This window comes from Vibrio sp. 2092 (genome assembly GCF_033339635.1).
Classification (GTDB): Bacteria; Pseudomonadota; Gammaproteobacteria; order Enterobacterales; family Vibrionaceae; genus Vibrio; species Vibrio alginolyticus.
The window spans coordinates 46,828-65,092 of the sequence record NZ_JAWOUY010000012.1 but is presented as its reverse complement, the minus strand read 5'-3'; the positions used below and the strand labels follow the sequence as shown (position 1 = coordinate 65,092).

Here is an 18,265-nt window from a genome sequence, read left to right as displayed (position 1 = left end):
AACAAATGGATAAATAAACCGATTGGCAGAACCTTCTTACTCCTGCCAATCGGCAAAATGATCAAGTAAAAAATCGATAGCTAATCGCGCTCGTAGTGGCAAAAAGTGACGATTCTGATAAACAATCCAGCTGCTGTTACCACTTCCCCAATAGGGCTCTAGGATTGGCACCAAGCGACCAGACGAAATAGCATCGTTGAAACTGCTCTTGGGTAAGTAAGCCACGCCTAACCCTTCCGCACAGGCTTGCAAGACCGTGTGTGCGTTATTGCTCTTCCATCTGCCCTGCACCTTTACGCCATCTAAAGGCTTGCCGTCTTTTTCAAACAACCAAACGTCCTTATTGGCAATAATGCAGCTATGACGCTTGAGTTGCTCAGGGTGCGTTGGTAAACCATGTTCATCGAGATAACGCTGACTGGCTGCTGCTGCCATGGGACGATCCACCAACTTTCTCGCAACCAAGCCTGAATCACTCAACCTGCCGTAACGAATGGCAAAATCGAAACCATCTTCAATAAAGTTGACCATGCTGGTATTGAAGTTGATCTCTACCGTGAGATTAGGATGTTGCTTGGCAAACGCCATCAAGGCAGGCGCTACATGGTTCTCAGAAAACGCACCAGCGGCACTCACGCGTAACGTACCGCTCAATTGAGTTTGCTGCGTGGTGAGCTGTTCATTGGCTTGCTGAAGCCCAATCACCAGCTCTTTACACTGTTGATAATACGCTTGCCCCGCTTCCGTTAGACTCACCATTCTTGTCGAACGAGCTAACAAGGCGACACCTAATCGCTCTTCTAGTCTTGTGACTTGGCGACTGACGTGACTGGTACTGCAACCTAATTGTTTTGCCGCTGCAGAAAACCCCAAGCTCTCAGCAACCGTAACAAACTCATTGATGCCTTCAAAACTGTCCATACTTACCTTTGCTATATAGCAATAATGTTTTGCCAATTAATCGTATTATCACTTATTTGTTTAGCAATTAGTATGAAGGTGTTCAACAAATATACGTAAGCCAAAAAGGAAACCATCATGAAGAAAGTACTCATCATTGTGACGAACCATGCGACCCTTGGTGAAACTGACCAAGCAAACGGAACTTACGCGCCAGAGCTCACTCATGCGCTTAGCGAGCTACTAGGTGCAGGCTTCGATTACGACATTGCCTCTATCAAAGGCGGGCAAGCACCACTGTACGGAACCGACATCGAAGGCGACGCAGTCAACGAGAAAATCTTAGCGGATGATGATTTCCAGAACCGCATCAACAACACGATTCCAGTATCACAAATCAACGGTGACAACTACGATGCGATCTTCTATCCGGGTGGCTTTGGTCTTCTTTCAGACCTAGCGAGCAACGAAGATTTTGCCAAGATTTCTGCAAAACACTATGAAGATGGCGGTATTGTGGCAGCAGTTTGTCATGGTCCAGGCGCTCTTCTCCCTATCACGCTTAGCAATGGCGAAAAGCTGCTTGCGTCTAAATCAGTAACAGGTTTCACTCGCGAAGAAGAGATCGACTTCGGCACCATCAACGATATCCCATTCCTATTGGAAGAATCTCTTGCACGCAGCGCAGCGCGCTACTCTAAAGTGCAACCATGGCAAGAGTTTGTAATTGTGGATGATCGTGTCATCACAGGTCAAAACCCAACGAGCGCACACGGCGTAGGCAGAGCGATTGTTGAACACCTAGCTTAAACGCGCCGGAAACTACAACCATCCTAGAAGAGGAAAGCGTGCTTTGTCATGCTTTCCCTTGCTACAGGCGATTGCAAGATGCGCTTATACTTCTACCCCTGCTTCATCTTCTTCTACGATATCCGTTTCTTGGTTCGCCTCTTCCAACCATTGCTGTAAAGATTCACTTGCTAGCACCTTCTGTTGGTAAGCTTTGGCACCTTCCGATAACTCGATGCCATAAGTTTGGAAACGCAATGCCACAGGTGCATACATAGCATCAGCTATCGACCATTCTCCAAATAGCCAACCGTTGGGATACAGTTTGGCTTGCTCAGCCCAAATGGCATCAATACGCGCAATATCCTTACGCGCACCATCCGTTAGATCGACTTTTCTGCGTGCGCGGATGTTCATTGGGAGTTCGCTTCTTAAGTTAAAGAAACCCGAGTGCATTTCTGATGCAATAGCGCGTGCTTTAGCTCGTTCTACCGGGTCGATTGGCCATGCTTTGCCTTGTAAGTATTGCTCGTTAACGTATTCCAAAATCGCTAATGAATCCCACACGGTTGCATCGCCATCCACCAAGGTCGGTACTTTAGCCGTTGGTGTAATACCTTCCAAGGTCTTATAAAAATCTTCCGTGAATAATTTGAGCTTGGTGACTTCCACATCCAATTTGAATTGAGAAAAGATCAGCCATGCGCGCAGTGACCAACTTGAGTAGTTTTGGTTAGCAATAAACAGTTTCATGACGCCTCCATGCGGTTCGTGTTTTGAGTACCTATTCACAATATCTGATTGTATTTAAGGGGACTAACGGATAGTTTTGATGGAACACTTCAACAAAAACGATGGATGAGTTTTAGATATGGATATCGATGCGTTGCGCAGCTTTCTTGCTTTTATAGAAACGGGAAGTTTCACCCGTGCAGCCAAACAGATCAATCGCACCCAATCAGCGTTCAGTGCACAAATGCGTAAACTGGAAGACGAACTCAGTGTCAGTTTGTTTGAAAAAGAAGGTCGCAACCTAGTATTGAGTGAAGCAGGATTAGCACTACGCTCTCACGCCGAGCAATTGGTCAGCTTGCACAATCAAGCGCTGAAACAGGTGAAACGTTATGAAAACAAGCGCCCTCTTCGCTTGGGTTGCCCCGAGGATTACAACGACAATATCTTGCCTAAAGTCATCCGCGTATTACAGCAATCTGAGCCCACATGTTCGATTCAAGTCTTTAGTGAGCCGAGCATCACCTTGAGAGAAAAACTTGATGAAGGAAAGCTAGACGCCGCTATTGTGACAAGAGCACCGGACAGTGAGGAAGGTTACTGGCTAGCAAGCGACAAAGGCGTGTGGATTGCTCATTCTGATTTTGACATCGAGCAAGCCCAACCTCTCCCTCTCGCCCTATTCCAAACCGACTGCAAATACCATGCGGCAGCAGTAGACGGATTAACCAAACGTGGTACTCCTTATCAACTACTGGCATGTTGCAATACGGCCTCTGCACAACGAGCGATTGTACGTTCAGGCATGGCTATCGGTGCGATGGGCAGTATTAGCGTTAGCGAGGATCTTAAGATCTTAAGATCTTAGACGATATGCCATCACTGCCTTCCGTGGATATCGTTTTGGTCACGGGCGTCGAGCCTCATCCGGTACTGGATAAAGAATGCTTGGCGCAATTGGTTGAGTTAATGGCTTAACTGGATTCGCTAACCAATCACAAAGTTAAATTCGCCCGTTAAGCGCCCGTCGATTCGTATAGTCTCAAACTGTAGATAATCACGGGCTTTGCCACCCCACCATTCATCACCAGTATTGCCTTTTAAGTATAATTGAGTGGTCAGAAGCTCTTGGTTACCCCTCCACAACTTAACGTGAATGTGCGGCGGACGAGAGGCGTAAGGCACAGGATACAAAGTCTGGAATAAGTAGCGACCATCCAATTGAGTTTCGACTGCGCCAAAGCCTGCAAAGTGAGCATCAAACTTATCGTTATTTGGCTGCTTAGGATGATCGTAAATCCCCTGCCCATCACATTGCCAGATTTCTACCTTGATGCCTGAAACTGGGTTTCCTGTTGTATCTACGACTTTGCCTTGTAACACGATAGGTTCACCGACCAAGCCTTCTGATTGCAGAATCAAGTTTTGACGAAGAGGAATATCCACTACCGGATAAAATGGCCCTTCTGTTTGTGCTGGCGTCGGCCGCATTGGTGTTTTCGCTTTTAAAGAGGGGGCAAACAACAATGTCCACAGCGCTAAAAAGTGTCTTCTTTCCATGATGCCACCAATGCAATTGCGTTGAATTAAGTTTGGTGGAACTTGAGGAATTTGCCATGACGAACATAAAAAATGCCCCTGCAAGAGAGTCATTCGCAGAGGCACTGTGGAACTAAATGATGAGTGTTGATTGAAGGGTTATGCGGCTTCGAACGCCAATGCTTTCTTCTCTACCTGACGGAAAATAAGAGTTAGCACACCATTTACCGTTAAATAAAATGCACCTGCAATACCAAATACCGTCAACGTATCGTAGGTTTGTGCATTAATGCGCTGCGCGTAACCCATCAGATCCATGATCGTAATCGTGCTTGCTAGTGACGTGCCTTTGAAGACCAGAATCACTTCGTTCGAGTAAGCCGGAACAGCGCGACGAATGGCGTATGGCAGCAGCACTTTCAGTGTTGCGGTTTTGTTCATGCCTAATGCACGACACGCTTGCCATTGACCGGAAGGAATCGCGTTAAACGCTCCTTTGAACAACTGAGTACTGTACGCCGCGGTATTGAGTGCTAGCGCTAACATCGCACAGAACCAAGGTTGGCTTAACCATGTCCAGAATACACTTTCTCTTACGGCATCAAACTGACCCGGACCGTAGTACACCAAGAAGATCTGTACCAACAAAGGCGTACCTGTGAACAAGGTGATGATGCCACGACTTACCCAATGCAAACCCGGAGTACGTAGGATCAGAGTCAGCGTCATCATCAAAGCTAAAAGACAGCCCACAACCAAGGAAGCGGCGGTCAATTGGAGGCTAGTGCCTAAGCCATCCAGCATTTGCCAAACGTGTTGTTCGTTCATGCGGTAGCCTCCTGTCCCATACTCATGCCTTGAATTGAGAACTTCTTATCAATCAGTTTTACGGCACGTTGTGTAATCAAAGTAATGCCTAGGTAAATCGCCGCAGCGGTTGCGTACCATGTAAATGCTTCATGCGTCGCTGCAGATGTTAGCTGCGCTTGCTTCAACAAATCCGTTACGCCAATCAGTGATACAAGCGCGGTGTCTTTCAGCAGAACCAACCATTGGTTAGTTAAACCTGGTAGTGCGTGTCTTACTGCTTGTGGTAAAACAATGCGAACGAAAGCGTGTGCTTGACTGATGCCGAGTGCACTTGCTGCTTCTCTCTGCCCTCTTCCAACGGCTTTTAATGCGCCACGTAGAGTTTGAGAAGCGTAGGAAGCGAAGATCAATGACAACGCCACCACGCCAGACAAGAACGGGCTAACTTCAATAAAGTCGCCGGTGATTAAAAACAGAACCTGCGTCGAACCAAAATAGATGAACAACACGACAAGGATTTCTGGCAAGCCACGTACAATCGTCACAAACGCCGTCATTGGCCATTTAACGAAAACGCGGCGAGACATTTCACCACTGGCGAATACCACTGCCAGAATCAAACCGACTAAAAGGCTTGTGAAGGCTAGCTGGACAGTCATCCAACTAGCTTGAACAAGCGATAAAGAGTAACCCGTTAGTGCCATATTACTTACCGAAGTACTTGTTGTAGATTACGTCGTATTCGCCGTTCGCTTTCACTGTTTTCAGTGCCGTGTTCAGCTTGTTCACTAGCTCGTCGTTACCTTTGTTTACTGCGATACCGAAACCGTTACCGAAGTATTTAGGGTTAGTAACGTGCTCGCCCACGTACGCTAGGTTATCTTCTTTCTTGAACCATTCTGCTACGACAGCTGTGTCACCGAATACAGAATCAATACGGCCATTCTTCATATCGATGAATGCGTCTTGGTAACTTGAGTAAGGAACCGCTGTTACGCCCGGCATTTGTTCAATCAGGTAGCTTTGGTGTGTTGAACCGTTTTGAACACCAACACGCTTACCTTCTAGTGCTTTTTGAACAGCCACTTTTTCTTTGATAGAAACAAACGCTGCTGAGTTGTCATAGTATGCATTCGTGAAATTCACTTGCTCCAAACGCGCCTCAGTAATGTCCATTGCAGAGATTGCCGCATCGTAGCGCTTGAATTTTAATGCAGGGATCAGGCTGTCAAAAGATTGGTTGTGGAAGGTGCATTTTGCTTCCATTTCTTTACATAGTGCGTTCGCCAGATCCACATCAAAACCTTGGATTTGGTTGTTTTCATCCATGTATTCGAATGGGGCGTACGTCGCTTCCATCGCAAATTTGATCTCTTCTTGTGCTGCTGCGTTTGCTGCCATAGTTGCAGAAGAAAGGCCGATTAGTGAAGCTAGTAGAATCTTTTTCATTGCAATACTCCGTGTGTACTTAGTGGGCTGACACTCGCAATGACAGCCGAGCTTATCTGTTAAATAGACTGAACTTTAAAAACGTGATTTAGTGATTTAAGTAGTCAGCAAACTGGGCGGTTTGCGGGTTAGAAAACGAATCATTTGTGCCGTGCTCAACGATGTGTCCTTTTTCTAAATACAGTACGTGGCTAGCGATTTTCTTGGCGAAATCCACTTCGTGCGTCACAACTACTTGTGTAATTCCGGTTTCGCTTAAATCTTTAATAATCTTAACGACTTGGTTAGTAATTTCCGGATCAAGCGCAGCGGTCGGTTCATCAAAAAGCAAGACTTCCGGTTTCATCATCAATGCACGAGCAATCGCCACACGTTGTTGCTGACCACCAGAAAGTTGCATCGGCCATGCATCCGCTTTGTCTGCCAAATGCAGCGTCGCAAGAATTTGCATTGCCTGCTTCTTCGCTTCTTCTTTATCCATGCCAGCGACTTTTACCGGAGCCTCAATCAGGTTCTCCATCACTGTCATGTGTGGCCATAGGTTGTACTGCTGGAACACCATGCCTACTTTACGACGAAGTGCTAAACCTTGTTTCTCTTTGATTTCAGTAGAGAAATCAAAAACATCATTTGCGATGTTTAGCTTGCCGTTATCCGCACCTTCAAGAAGGTTAAGAACACGTAGTAGAGAGCTCTTCCCTGCACCACTTGGACCAAGTAACACCAGTGTTTCGCCGCTTTCACACTTAAAGCTGACATCGTGAAGCACTTGTGTCTCACCGTAGGATTTATTGATTCCGCTTACCTGAATAGTCATGCTGACATACCGCATTAATTGTCACTTGGCATTTATATTACTCAAAAGGATTTTTTATGCAATAAAAATGTATAAAAATTAATTTTGTTAAATTTTTGTATGATAAGCAATCAATACAACAGAGAATATGACTGGTTTAATCAGTTGGTTTTAACTGAAATTGTTGATGAAAATCCAACAATATGATGGCAATCGAAACAAGGTTAAAATTCTGGTTACTTTTGTGCTTGTGTAGACGGAATTTTGAGTCTTTGAGCGTACTACACCCGACGCAGACCTTCTCATTTTTGCCGGGCTCCCCTCGATTTCCGGTAAAGCCTTCTATCGGCGGGTTCCTGATTAGGACTTTGTGAATGGACTATAATTTCTCTTTGTATTCTGGCCTTTAATTCGAGTCATCTAAGTATGAGTGAGATAACCCCATGTTGAAGTCGCATTGTTTTTCTCTCATTGCACTTGCTTCTCTGAGCTTACTTTCTATACCCAGCGTTTGGAGTAGAACAGCAATCGTGTTACCTGGATTGCATGAACAGGGTATTGATCTTCAAGATAAGCCTATCTCTGCTGTGGCTACACGTGAATGGGAACTGGATCATGCTGATATCGTGTTTGGAGCTTACAAAGATAAGAGTGATAACGAGCGTGTAAAAGCGCTTGGTTACATGTACAACCAAAAGCTGGAACTTAACTCAGGTTGGCTGGAAAACGATATACGTAACCAAGCAGAACTGAATGGAATTGACTACGAAGATTTCTTTCTCCACTTTTCTGAAGACACTATCCTAGCTGAAGTCGACCCAAGCCATGGTGAAAATACCTTACTCAATCGAAAACCGATGATCGTTGGCTATACCGCCAGCGCTGACCACGCCGGCTTTTGGCTATATCAACCACCGCCATGGGATGCTGATGTATTTGGCCAGGCGAATAATGGTGGAGCCCTCTATGTCTATCACTCAGAGAAGTTCGACCGCTTAGCCTTTACGTTCTCTCAGTTTGCTCAAGGCGGCAGCTTCACGATTGAATACCCTTCTGCTATCGACTCGTTTGGTCGGGTAACAGAATGGAAACGCTTCGCGATTAAAAAAGACAAAACTGAGAACATGACTAAAAACCAAACAGTAAACTGGTCTGTTCCTTCGGATTGGGTTCGCGCTACAACGCATGATGGTAGCGGAAAAACTTATGGTGGCGGTCAGTACTTTGGCTCCACCTTTTTACGCGACGGCGGCCGCCTTTACTTTGCGAAAATTACTTGGCATGACGGCAACATAGAAAACCGCCCACGTCTCGAAAACATTCAACTCAAAAATAGCTTCCCTGCCGTCAATATCTCAGGAGCACCAACGGAGACACCGGAAGGCCAAACCATTCAACGCTGGCGTAAAATTCGTGGCTTCGACAAATCTGCAGATCGAAACCAAGACAATTATCTTTCTTGGAATGAATACAAAAACCGTTCGAATAAGAATGCAACGGCACGATTTCGTTGGGAGTCACGGGTTATTCCATTTGGTCGTATGTGGAATCAAACCTCTTCTTGGGCATTGACCAATCTCGGTAATCCCGTTTTTACCAATACAATGCGCCACTATTACCAAGCTGAATGGGCGAAACAAGGTTTAAATGGTGCGTACAACGACGATACGAATAAGTTACTCGGTGCAAATCAGTTCTACATATATTCCGGAGGCACAGTGGATGAACTTGGTTTGGTGGCGGGTAGCCAAGCTGCTGACGATGCTTACAAAGCGCAATTCTCGGCGTTCTTGAATAAACTGGCAACGCTGGATGAAGATGCGTTAATTGGCCTCAACATAGGTACGGCAAACTTATTCGGTCGTAATGGGCAAAACCACTTGGTTAACGCTGGCTCCTTGTACTTGCGCGAGCACTACCTTTTCCCTGCTACCGGCTTTAGTGGCTATGCTGGCTTGGCTAAATTTTGGGATAACTCTGCACTCGCCAAAGCGGGTCAGAAAGTGATTTATCAAGCGACCACGCGTTATGGTCGAGTTCAATACTTTGGCAACACTGAGGATAACTGGAAACAGGACCAATACTCTGCACTAGCGGTGTTCTACTTAAACTATCACCCTGAGCGCATTTACTTTAATCAGTGGAACAATGGCTACTTATATGGAAGTAATAACACAACAAGTGACAACTTCTGGAAGGCAGGCGTACCAATGAATATTGCTTATCAACCTAGCACCTTGCTTGCCGTTGATTTGGGAGAGCCTGCCAATCAAATACCAGAGGGGTATCAGGCGACTCCGGTAATGATGTCCACCAGCACGCCCTATCCTGCCGATTACACGGTGATTGGAGATGCTTCTATGAGCAAAGTGGCTCATCCTGACTTGCCCAATGGCGCTATCGATTTGTTACCAACCCATACGTACTTTGCGTATCACTCAGACGATATGGTGGTGGTGCATGGTCCTACGGAGATGGTGTTAGCCCGCGAATTCACTAAAGGCCGAGTTCTGTATCGAACTGATTTCTTTGGTAAGAATATCGATTATTTCACCTCACCGAAGATGACAATCGTGCTTCCAGAGCCTATGCGACCTGTAGATCAAGACGGTAACATCGGCGACTATGTTTCTCATATTGAGATTGGCGGCTACGAAGGAGTGTTCTTGCTGTATTAACGCCCTTTAAACCCTTCTCACCAAACGCTTCATAAATCGCCGTTTTTATGCTTAACGTCACTGAAAAAAAACTTGTTCACTGAATCTTTATAAACCGATGTATATACTGAAGTAAATGACAACGACAAGGAAATTCAGTCACATGAAGACGACACCTTCAATGCTCTCTGTTCTGCTGCTATCAGCATTATCTACTCATGCAAATGCGGACGAATGCGGAAAAATAACCATCGCAGACATGAATTGGAATTCGGCCAGCTTAATGGCGCACATCGACCAATTTGTCTTAAATGAAGGCTACCAGTGTGATGCGGAATTGATCCCTGGTGATAGCGTTCCTACAGGCACCTCTATGATTGAAAAGGGGCAACCTGACGTTGCGCCAGAGTTATGGACAAACGGCATTAAAGAAGCACTTGATAAAGGGATTGCGGATAAACGCTTGCGCATCGCTAGTGAATCGCTTGTCAATGGTGGTGAAGAAGGTTTTTGGGTTCCCGCCTATCTGGTAAAACAGTATCCAGAACTCGCGACGATAGAAGGCGTCATCAAGCACGCCAAACTATTTGAACACCCAGAAGATGATGACAAGTTCGCGTTCTATAGCTGCCCTGCTGGTTGGACATGCCAAATCACCTCCGGTCACTTGTTTAATGCATTAGGGTTAAGTGAGCACGGCTTTGAGATGGTTGACCCAGGATCTGGCGCAGCACTAGCTGGCACCATCGCCAAAGCCTATGATCGCAAAATGCCTTGGTTTGGTTACTACTGGTCACCGACCCCCGTATTGGGCAAGTATGATATGGTCAAAGTGGATTTTGGTAGCGGAACAGATTTAGAAGAGTATCGCAACTGTACCACTCAGCCTGATTGCGCTTCACCAAAAGTAACAATGTACCCACCTTCTCCAGTTCGCACAGTAACAACTGAGGCGTTTGCGAGCAAAGAACCCCAAGCATTCACGTACTTGCAGAAACGCGGATTTACCAACGAGCAAATGAGTGAAATGCTGGCCTGGATGGAAGATAACTACGCGGACGGTGAAGAAGCGATGTTTTACTTCTTTAATACCTACCCTGACTTGTGGAAAGGCTGGGTATCTGAAGACGTCGCGGTGAGAATCGAAAAAGCGCTTTGATGATTAATACTTCGAGTGCCACAAATCATTTAGCCTCCCATACCGTTTGAATAAACGGCATGGGAGACTAATCAACGACTCGTTAATACATGGTGTGACCATTCAATGTTTCTTTAGGAATCTCTTGCAGAGCGTCCCAATGTTCAACAATCTTCCCATTATGATCAAAACGAAAGAAATCCATCGTCACGTATTCAATATCATTAGGCCATGTTTGGTGAGTGTGTAGTGCCACCAAGTTCCCTTCAGCAATGGCTCGCACAAACGTAATATCTTTATTGGAATACTCGTTTTGCATCCGCTCAAAATACTCGATAAAAGCCTCGGGGCCATTTCCAACTAATGGATTGTGCTGGATGTACTCATCACCTACGTAGTCTTCAACGGCCTTTCTTGGATTACCTCTATAGGCGGTTTCGTAAAACGCAATGGCATTTCTTTTATTCTCTTGCAGATCCATTTTTCTTACCTGTGTTGCTCCATCTTGCGGATAACGGTAATCATAGTCTTTGAACTTCAGAAGTGACCAAACATCGCGCACAAAAAAGGCCGCTAAACAGCAGCCTTCATCACTTCTACTTGGAATCATCGCCTTTCATCGCTTAAACCACACCACCAGCACCGAGCATAGAACGCTCACTGTTCTCCACCAGCAACGCGGTTGCGGTTTGTTTCAGTGTTTCCCATTCTTGGTCTTCGACAAAGATACCATTTTGCCAAGAAGCTTGTTGCGTGCGGCTTAACTCATCTCCTTCAATGTGGGTGGTATACCCTTGTGCACTTTTCTCGATATCGAAATCGTTCACGGAGAGCTCGATAACCATACTATGCAAATCCGTATCATGCCCATCAAACTGATCCGAGAAAAAGACTTCTGGCGCGATTCGTCCACGGTTTAACACATAAAGCGTTCGCTTGGGACTAGAGCCATTGACCCATTGTGCACGGCACGCAATGCCTTTTGCAGAGAGCTTCAACAACTCACTAAAACCTAGCCAACGGTTATGGCACTGCGTCAACGTGATAGTAATCGACTTACGGTTAATCATTTTCTCAAGTGCGAAATCCAACACAGCGGGTAAATGACACGCTACACTCCCGTTGTGCAGTTCTACCTCTATGTTTGACGGCGTACTGTTGGTCACCGATACGGCGCAGTCTGAATCTAACCCAAGAAACAGACTGGCGTTATTAAAATGACGAACTCCATGTAAGCCAACCATTTGCAAGTCCGCCACCATGTTCGCAATGACATCCGCCTCACCACAGTGACGGCGCATGCCAAGAAATGCCTTATTAACCGCGGCCACCAATTCGTTGTGAGAGACGATCATAATGCAAATCCTCCACTGATTTTTTGATTATCACTTTGCGCAATTTCGTCACGTGGCGGCATGCTAGGGAAAATCCATGTGTCTGCCAGTTTAGGGTCGTGAATTTCATCTAACAACGGCGCACCTTGGAAGAAAGTTACTCGAACCCAACGATCCGAGCGCGGATCAAACTTAGTCGCGCCAAAGATCGCCAATTTACAGCGCAGTAAGTGCATTGGTAACGCATCTTTACGCAGCACATTCATTTGAATATCCCCCATCGCACGGTTGCCTAGCGTCCATACGCGACGTGTGATCGAACGATAAGCCGGTTTTTGCAATAGAAACTCTGCTACGGACATTTCTACATCACAGTCAAGCAAGGCCTGGTACAAGCGATTCACTTGTCTGCCGATATCAAGCGGCAGTTCTTTTTCTTCTCCAGCCTCTTCCCCGCGAACACCAAGCCTTGGCTCTTCTTTATCTTGTGAGCGATACCAGAACCAGTAGTTGTTCTCGGCTAGTGAGTAATCCGCATCAATCGCCCAGCGGTACTTGCTTTGCAACACTTCCAGTAAATCTTGGATCTTTTTCCCGCCCGGAATAGATAACGTTTCATCCGTATTCATTTGGCTAGCAAATTCATCCACTAAAGATGGGTAGAGTTCGATCAAGCAAGAGGTGAGAATTTCTTGGGCTTCCACACTCATTGTTTTCTTATGCTCGACCAAACTCGCCCAGTTCGGATGTAATGCCATTAACGTTGTTAGCTTCGATAGCAGTTGTTTGATGTCTGCTATCGCTTGATGATTGAGCCTGTCTTGATGTTCATTGATGGTGATGACTTGCTCTAAATGACGCTGTGCTTTTTGCAGCAATCCTTGCAAAGGAGCATGGAACGACGCTTCACATGGCATCGCAAAGACTCGCGCTACCGCACGTTCACGAGAGGTCATCCATTGGTCAACAATACACGGATGATTAATCAAGTATGGAGCCATGCCTAAGCCAGTAGCATTGCCGACACCAAGGTAGCGCTGCAAGCCACGATGCAAAGCCACCGCGTTGTCGCCACCTTGTTGAAGTGCCAGATAGTGCACCCAATCTAGGCTGAATTCACGCAACATATATACTGCACACATTTGCGCACTAAAAGACTGGCTGAAATCTGAGTTGTTCTCTAACAGTTTGAAATCGGCGATACCAAACTTTCCGTTACCATAAACAGCTGTGGTACGCAGGATATAACCCACTTCCGCTAACTCTTTCGGCTCAGGCTGCTCGCCTTGAGAAAGAGCGCTAACAATGTGCTCAAACACGCGCACACTTTTGTTTGCGCGAGCAAGAACAAGTACGTTGTTTGGATTACGTCCCGCTTCTTGCAGCGGTACATTTTCTCGCAATCTTTCCAACAAAGTAACATCAACATCGCCTTGAACCAGTGCAAATGTGACGTCCCACTTTTCAGCAATTACGCGATCATTACGCTCGTCGTCGGCAATTTCTTCACAGAATACCACCAAATGATAAACGTGCTCTGGCGTGGTCAATTTGTAAATCACATGACCATAACCACGAGGACAAAGCTGCCACTCATGCTTGGTTACTTGCCAGTTTTGGCTTGCCATATTACGAATCAGACTGCGAACAAAGCTGATTCGGTTTTGGTGCATTGCGCCAAGCCTTTCGGCTGCCATGACAATCGCTGCATCGCGCATAGTTGCTTCCGTATAAGTAGAACGATGTGCATCCATTTTGCTCACCACCTATTTGTTATTGTAAGAATACTAGGGTTTGTGCGGATGCAGGAGGAAAACACCCGCACAAGCTCCACGTTGTTTGAATTAGATAATTGTTATAGCCCTTGCTCTTTCGCCATTTTGATTGCGATTTGCGGCGCATTCCAAAGTGACGGTAACAGAATCAGCGAAACCGGAACCGCGGTAATCACAATGAAAGATTGCAGTGCAGAGATGCCACCAGAGCCAAGAGAAATCAGGATTAGTGCCGTCACACCCATCATTACGCCCCAGAAGGTACGGATGATCGCATTCGGCTCCGTTTCACCACTGATCACGACACTGATTGTGTAGGTCATTGAGTCGCCCGTCGTGACGATGAAGATCGTGGTTAAAATCAGAAATAGAATTGAAGTCAGCATTGGCATTGGTAGTTGCTGAGTCACCGCAAGCAAAGCACCTGGCAGGTTAAAGCCTTCGAACGCCGCACTCACACTGCCCGGTTCAGCAATTTCAAACGCTAGGCCAGAGCCGCCCACAATCGTGAACCAAAAACAGGTGGTTAACGGAGCCACAATACTGATGGTGGAAATGACTTGGCGGATAGTTCGACCACGGGAAATACGCGCAATAAAAATTGCCATCATCGGACCATAACCCAGGAACCAGCCCCAGAAAAATACTGTCCACCAGCTTAGCCAACCTTCATCACCACGGTAGGTCGCCATTGGGATAAAGTTATCCAGCATGCTCCCTACACCTTGAATGTATCCGTTAAAGATAAAATTCGTAGGGCCAAAAAACAGGATGTAAACCATCAATGCCATTGCCAGAATCACGTTGTAACGACTAAGCAGTTGCATGCCTCGGCTTAATCCACTGAGTGCTGACAAGGTGTAAAGAGCAATCGCAAACAAGATGATGATAAGCTGAGTGGTAAAGCCATCAGGAATATCAAACAGCGCATTTAACGCGTAGCTAACCTGCAAGCCTAAAAACCCAATTGGCCCGATGGTGCCCGCGGCTACCGCGATAATGCAGCACGCGTCAATCAATGCACCGAGTTGGCCTTTAAGTGCTCGTTCGCCCAAGACTGGGTAAAGCAAAATACGGGGTTTTAGTGGTAAACCTTTGTCGTAATGCAGGTGCATCACCACGATGGAAGTTAAGCTACCTACAATCGCCCAAGCCAGAAAGCCCCAGTGCATAAAGGATTGCGACAACGCATTCACCGCACCTTGCTGCGGGTTATCTTGCGCGCCGTACAAAGGGGGTGGGCTAACGTAATGCGCGATAGGCTCAGCCGCGGCCCAAAAAACACCACCACCAGCCAATAAGGTACAGAAAATAATCGCCATCCAGCGGAAAGAATCCATTTCTGGTTTTGCAATCCCGCCCAACATCACCTTGCCTGTTCGCCCTGCAGCCAAGCCAAGACCAATAAGAAAAGTGAGAAGCAGCAGTAACTGCCAGTAAGGACCAAACACCTGAACTGCCCAGCCAAAGCCGGCGTTAACGATCGTAGATAACAACTCGCCGTCATAAAGTGCAATAGCAACGAACAACGCGATAAAACCACCGCTATACCAAAAGGCCGGGTTATTCAGTCCTAATTTGTCCGTCGTGTTTTCTGTTGTTGATGTGTTGTGTGTTGCTTTTGACTTGCCCGATGACACGCTCATCGTGGAAGCTTTCATGCTATTGGTTAAATCAGACATACTCTGGCTCCAGAGGTTCTTTGCAGCTGCCAAAGACTGGCTACAAATGTGAGTTTTACGCCTGCCGTATTGTTGTTATGTAGGCAGGCGGTTCCTAATTTTGGGTGTACTATGAAATAGGCTCTAATCCTTCTTTGAGGAAGTTAAACCAGTTTTCACCCAATATTTTTCCTGCCTCAGATTCACTGAATCCGTGACGCATTAATCCGTTGTAGATGTTCTCCATCCCTGCACTGCCGCAGAACCATGGCAGCGCATCTGGCCATCCCGAGTTACTTGCCGAACCTTCGCCGTAATCCATCGCTTTTGACCAACGACCGTTGCGCATCCACTCCAACACTTGTTGCGGCTGGTTTAAGCACAGATCACTACCGATGCCTAAATGGTCGACGCCAAACATGTCTGCGGTTTTCGCTACCATCTGGCAGAAATCATCCAGAGTGCACTGGCTGCCATTTGGCAAATGGAATGGATATAAACTGAATCCAATCAAACCACCGCGCTCCGTCAGTGCTTTGATCACGGTGTTGGACTTGTTGCGCAGTGCGTCATGCGCAAATGTCGGGTTAGCATGGCTGATACAAATTGGACGCGAAGAGAGCTCGATAGCTTCCAACGTCGAACGCTCCGCGCTGTGGGACATATCAATGATCATCCCGACTCGGTTCATCTCTTCAATCGCTTGCTTACCAAAGCGAGTTACGCCGGAATCGTTTGGTTCGTAACAACCTGTCGCCAGTAAGCTTTGGTTGTTGTAGGTCAGTTGCATGATCAGCAGACCTTGGCGGCGCATCACTTCAATCAGACCAATTTCATCATCGATAGGTGAGCAATTTTGCGCGCCGAAGAAGATGCCGACTTTGCCTTCTGCTTTGGCTTTTTCTACATCTGCCATTGAATAAATAGGCATGATGAGGTCCGCATTTTGCTCGAAGCGCAAGTTCCACTCAGCAAAACGCGTTAAGGTTTCGCGCGCAGTTTCGTGGTAGACGATGGTGGCATGAACGGCGGTAATGCCACTCGCCTTAAGCGTTTGGAAATACTCTCGATCCCAATTGCAGTACTGCAATCCGTCAATCACAATCCGTTGTTGGTACATAACCACTCCTTAAACAATTTCTTAGCCTTTTCGTGCGGGCAGCTGACACCATCAGTTACCCTGCCGATCTTAGTAAGGACGCTGATAAGCGGTTTTCACCACGGTGTAGAACTCTTTGGCGTACTGACCTTGCTCACGAGGACCAAAGCTAGATTCTTTACGACCACCAAATGGCACGTGATAATCTGTACCCGCAGTTGGCAAGTTAACCATGACGCAGCCCGTTTGGACTTGCTGTTTGAAGATCGCGCTATTGCGCAGGCTTTGCGTGATAATGCCGCCTGTCAGGCCAAAGCGCGTATCGTTCGCGACTGCAATTGCCTCATCCAGATCAGAAACGCGAATCACGCTCGCCATTGGCGCAAAGACTTCTTCTTGGTTCACTTCCCAGCCATTCTGTGTATTTAAAAACAGAGTTGGTGACATGTAGTAACCGTCATGCTCTAGGCTCAGACGCTCACCACCGAAAGCCAGCTCCGCGCCTGCTTGGCGTGCGTTTTCGATCCACTCAAAGTTCGCATTCAGCTGGTTACCATCAACAACAGGGCCCATGAATACGCCCTCTTCTAGAGCGTGACCCACTTTAAGTTCGCTCATGCGTTTGATTAGCGCCTCAACATACGCGTCGTGAATTCCGTCCATAACCACAAGACGAGAAGACGCGGTGCACTTTTGACCTGCACCCGAGAATGAGCCTGCGATTGTCGCTTCGACAGCAATCTGAATGTCTGCATCATCTGCCACTACGAGCGCATTTTTGCTACCCATCTCTAGCTGACAACGCACAAAATTTGGTGCCGTTGCCGCTGCAACTTTACGGCCAGTGCCCACAGAGCCAGTGAAGCTCACGCCGTTCACTTCCTTCGAATTAATAAGGGTATTACCGACTTGCGAACCGCTACCCAAAACGAGGTTAAACGTGCCAGCAGGTAAACCTTGGCGATGGACAATCTCAGTCAGTGCAACGGCACTCGCTGGAGTTAGGTTGGCAGGCTTCCAGACGACACTGTTGCCAAACGCAAGTGCTGGCGCGATTTTCCAAGCCGCTGTTGCTGTTGGGAAGTTCCAAGGAGAGATAATGGCGATAACGCCGACGGCTTCGCGAGTAACTTCAACGGAGACACCTGGACGGACGGAAGCAGCGTTATCGCCAATTTGACGCAGTACCTCAGCAGCAAAGTATTGGAAGAATTGGCCAGCACGGTAAATCTCACCTCGACCTTCAGCAAATGGCTTACCTTCTTCACGCGAAAGCAAGGTACCCAATTCGTCACATCGTGCAATGAGCTCATCACCAATCGCTTGCAACACTGCTTGTTTGCGCTCGATTGGTGTTTTTTCCCACTCTGACTGCGCTGATTTAGCCGCTTGAATCGCTTGCTCTACTTGCGACACACTCGCTTGTGCGAAATCGCCAATGTTTTCGCTGATATCAGAAGGGTTAATATTGGCGATGGTGTCCATGCCCGATTGCCATTCACCTGCTATATAGAGGGATTTTTCTGCTTGAACATTGTTAATAAAAGTCATGGTTCTTTCCTTGTTCTTCCGATTTGTGATGGCAA

General features: G+C 46.8%; 16 protein-coding genes and 1 pseudogene. 4 read left to right on the top strand and 13 right to left on the bottom strand.

Features of this window, described 5'->3' with window-relative positions:
- Window positions 1-36 precede the first annotated feature (36 nt).
- Window positions 37-921, bottom strand: a complete 885-nt coding sequence (locus R7P80_RS19210) for a LysR family transcriptional regulator (protein ID WP_005388553.1) — start codon at window positions 919-921, stop codon at window positions 37-39.
- Window positions 922-1,038: 117 nt separating this feature from the next.
- Between R7P80_RS19210 and R7P80_RS19205 the strand changes: the two genes are divergently transcribed.
- A complete protein-coding gene (locus R7P80_RS19205) occupies window positions 1,039-1,710 on the top strand; it encodes a type 1 glutamine amidotransferase domain-containing protein (protein ID WP_005388562.1) in 672 nt (223 codons plus the stop codon).
- A gap of 84 nt (window positions 1,711-1,794) precedes the next feature.
- On the opposite strand, the gene R7P80_RS19200 is transcribed toward R7P80_RS19205, so the two are convergent.
- A complete protein-coding gene (locus tag R7P80_RS19200; RefSeq protein WP_054701350.1) occupies window positions 1,795-2,442 on the bottom strand; it encodes a glutathione S-transferase family protein in 648 nt (215 codons plus the stop codon).
- A gap of 118 nt (window positions 2,443-2,560) precedes the next feature.
- Between R7P80_RS19200 and R7P80_RS19195 the strand changes: the two are divergent.
- Window positions 2,561-3,399, top strand: a pseudogene (locus R7P80_RS19195) (LysR family transcriptional regulator).
- A 9-nt stretch (window positions 3,400-3,408) separates the two neighbouring features.
- Here the strand turns inward: R7P80_RS19195 and R7P80_RS19190 are convergent.
- The 5 genes from R7P80_RS19190 to artP form a co-directional block, all read right to left on the bottom strand.
- Window positions 3,409-3,981 (bottom strand): protocatechuate 3,4-dioxygenase, encoded by a 573-nt coding sequence (locus R7P80_RS19190; RefSeq protein ID WP_054701346.1) that lies wholly within the window; start codon window positions 3,979-3,981, stop codon window positions 3,409-3,411.
- 138 nt (window positions 3,982-4,119) lie between these two features.
- The gene (artM, locus tag R7P80_RS19185) at window positions 4,120-4,788 is read right to left on the bottom strand and encodes an arginine ABC transporter permease ArtM (protein ID WP_005388569.1); all 669 of its coding nucleotides are present in this window, start codon (window positions 4,786-4,788) and stop codon (window positions 4,120-4,122) included.
- The gene (gene artQ / locus R7P80_RS19180; protein ID WP_005388570.1) at window positions 4,785-5,474 is read right to left on the bottom strand and encodes an arginine ABC transporter permease ArtQ; all 690 of its coding nucleotides are present in this window, start codon (window positions 5,472-5,474) and stop codon (window positions 4,785-4,787) included. Before artQ ends, artM begins: the two co-directional genes overlap by 4 nt.
- Window position 5,475: 1 nt before the next feature.
- On the bottom strand, window positions 5,476-6,219 hold the full coding sequence (locus tag R7P80_RS19175; protein ID WP_054701344.1) for an arginine ABC transporter substrate-binding protein: 744 nt from the start codon (window positions 6,217-6,219) through the stop codon (window positions 5,476-5,478).
- 88 nt (window positions 6,220-6,307) lie between these two features.
- On the bottom strand, window positions 6,308-7,036 hold the full coding sequence (artP, locus tag R7P80_RS19170; protein ID WP_102970230.1) for an arginine ABC transporter ATP-binding protein ArtP: 729 nt from the start codon (window positions 7,034-7,036) through the stop codon (window positions 6,308-6,310).
- A gap of 422 nt (window positions 7,037-7,458) precedes the next feature.
- Between artP and R7P80_RS19165 the strand changes: the two genes are divergently transcribed.
- Both R7P80_RS19165 and R7P80_RS19160 read left to right on the top strand, forming a co-directional pair.
- The gene (locus R7P80_RS19165) at window positions 7,459-9,693 is read left to right on the top strand and encodes a hypothetical protein (protein ID WP_225491850.1); all 2,235 of its coding nucleotides are present in this window, start codon (window positions 7,459-7,461) and stop codon (window positions 9,691-9,693) included.
- A 142-nt stretch (window positions 9,694-9,835) separates the two neighbouring features.
- Window positions 9,836-10,831, top strand: a complete 996-nt coding sequence (locus R7P80_RS19160; RefSeq protein ID WP_054701342.1) for an ABC transporter substrate-binding protein — start codon at window positions 9,836-9,838, stop codon at window positions 10,829-10,831.
- 82 nt (window positions 10,832-10,913) lie between these two features.
- Here the strand turns inward: R7P80_RS19160 and R7P80_RS19155 are convergent, their stop codons facing one another.
- From R7P80_RS19155 to R7P80_RS19130, 6 genes are all read right to left on the bottom strand, one after another.
- Window positions 10,914-11,291, bottom strand: a complete 378-nt coding sequence (locus R7P80_RS19155) for a nuclear transport factor 2 family protein (protein ID WP_318086861.1) — start codon at window positions 11,289-11,291, stop codon at window positions 10,914-10,916.
- 142 nt (window positions 11,292-11,433) lie between these two features.
- Window positions 11,434-12,165, bottom strand: coding sequence for a DUF3726 domain-containing protein (locus R7P80_RS19150; protein ID WP_053307776.1), 732 nt, complete (start codon window positions 12,163-12,165; stop codon window positions 11,434-11,436).
- Window positions 12,162-13,898 (bottom strand): hypothetical protein, encoded by a 1,737-nt coding sequence (locus tag R7P80_RS19145; RefSeq protein WP_054701341.1) that lies wholly within the window; start codon window positions 13,896-13,898, stop codon window positions 12,162-12,164. Before R7P80_RS19145 ends, R7P80_RS19150 begins: the two co-directional genes overlap by 4 nt.
- Window positions 13,899-13,999: 101 nt before the next feature.
- Entirely contained in the window at window positions 14,000-15,601 is a 1,602-nt protein-coding gene (locus R7P80_RS19140) for a BCCT family transporter (RefSeq protein WP_005390956.1), read from the bottom strand.
- Window positions 15,602-15,710: 109 nt separating this feature from the next.
- On the bottom strand, window positions 15,711-16,700 hold the full coding sequence (locus R7P80_RS19135) for a membrane dipeptidase (protein ID WP_225491852.1): 990 nt from the start codon (window positions 16,698-16,700) through the stop codon (window positions 15,711-15,713).
- Between the two features lie 69 nt (window positions 16,701-16,769).
- A complete protein-coding gene (locus R7P80_RS19130; RefSeq protein ID WP_215810421.1) occupies window positions 16,770-18,230 on the bottom strand; it encodes an aldehyde dehydrogenase family protein in 1,461 nt (486 codons plus the stop codon).
- Between the last annotated feature and the right edge of the window lie 35 nt (window positions 18,231-18,265).

What these genes read in the sequence shown, in the direction of transcription:
- R7P80_RS19210 (WP_005388553.1), bottom strand. Translation starts at nt 921, where the DNA reads ATGGACAGTTTTGAAGGCATCAATGAGTTTGTTACGGTTGCTGAGAGC.
- R7P80_RS19205 (WP_005388562.1), top strand. Translation starts at nt 1,039, where the DNA reads ATGAAGAAAGTACTCATCATTGTGACGAACCATGCGACCCTTGGTGAA.
- R7P80_RS19200 (WP_054701350.1), bottom strand. Translation starts at nt 2,442, where the DNA reads ATGAAACTGTTTATTGCTAACCAAAACTACTCAAGTTGGTCACTGCGC.
- R7P80_RS19190 (WP_054701346.1), bottom strand. Translation starts at nt 3,981, where the DNA reads ATGGAAAGAAGACACTTTTTAGCGCTGTGGACATTGTTGTTTGCCCCC.
- artM (WP_005388569.1), bottom strand. Translation starts at nt 4,788, where the DNA reads ATGAACGAACAACACGTTTGGCAAATGCTGGATGGCTTAGGCACTAGC.
- artQ (WP_005388570.1), bottom strand. Translation starts at nt 5,474, where the DNA reads ATGGCACTAACGGGTTACTCTTTATCGCTTGTTCAAGCTAGTTGGATG.
- R7P80_RS19175 (WP_054701344.1), bottom strand. Translation starts at nt 6,219, where the DNA reads ATGAAAAAGATTCTACTAGCTTCACTAATCGGCCTTTCTTCTGCAACT.
- artP (WP_102970230.1), bottom strand. Translation starts at nt 7,036, where the DNA reads ATGACTATTCAGGTAAGCGGAATCAATAAATCCTACGGTGAGACACAA.
- R7P80_RS19165 (WP_225491850.1), top strand. Translation starts at nt 7,459, where the DNA reads ATGTTGAAGTCGCATTGTTTTTCTCTCATTGCACTTGCTTCTCTGAGC.
- R7P80_RS19160 (WP_054701342.1), top strand. Translation starts at nt 9,836, where the DNA reads ATGAAGACGACACCTTCAATGCTCTCTGTTCTGCTGCTATCAGCATTA.
- R7P80_RS19155 (WP_318086861.1), bottom strand. Translation starts at nt 11,291, where the DNA reads ATGGATCTGCAAGAGAATAAAAGAAATGCCATTGCGTTTTACGAAACC.
- R7P80_RS19150 (WP_053307776.1), bottom strand. Translation starts at nt 12,165, where the DNA reads ATGATCGTCTCTCACAACGAATTGGTGGCCGCGGTTAATAAGGCATTT.
- R7P80_RS19145 (WP_054701341.1), bottom strand. Translation starts at nt 13,898, where the DNA reads ATGGATGCACATCGTTCTACTTATACGGAAGCAACTATGCGCGATGCA.
- R7P80_RS19140 (WP_005390956.1), bottom strand. Translation starts at nt 15,601, where the DNA reads ATGTCTGATTTAACCAATAGCATGAAAGCTTCCACGATGAGCGTGTCA.
- R7P80_RS19135 (WP_225491852.1), bottom strand. Translation starts at nt 16,700, where the DNA reads ATGTACCAACAACGGATTGTGATTGACGGATTGCAGTACTGCAATTGG.
- R7P80_RS19130 (WP_215810421.1), bottom strand. Translation starts at nt 18,230, where the DNA reads ATGACTTTTATTAACAATGTTCAAGCAGAAAAATCCCTCTATATAGCA.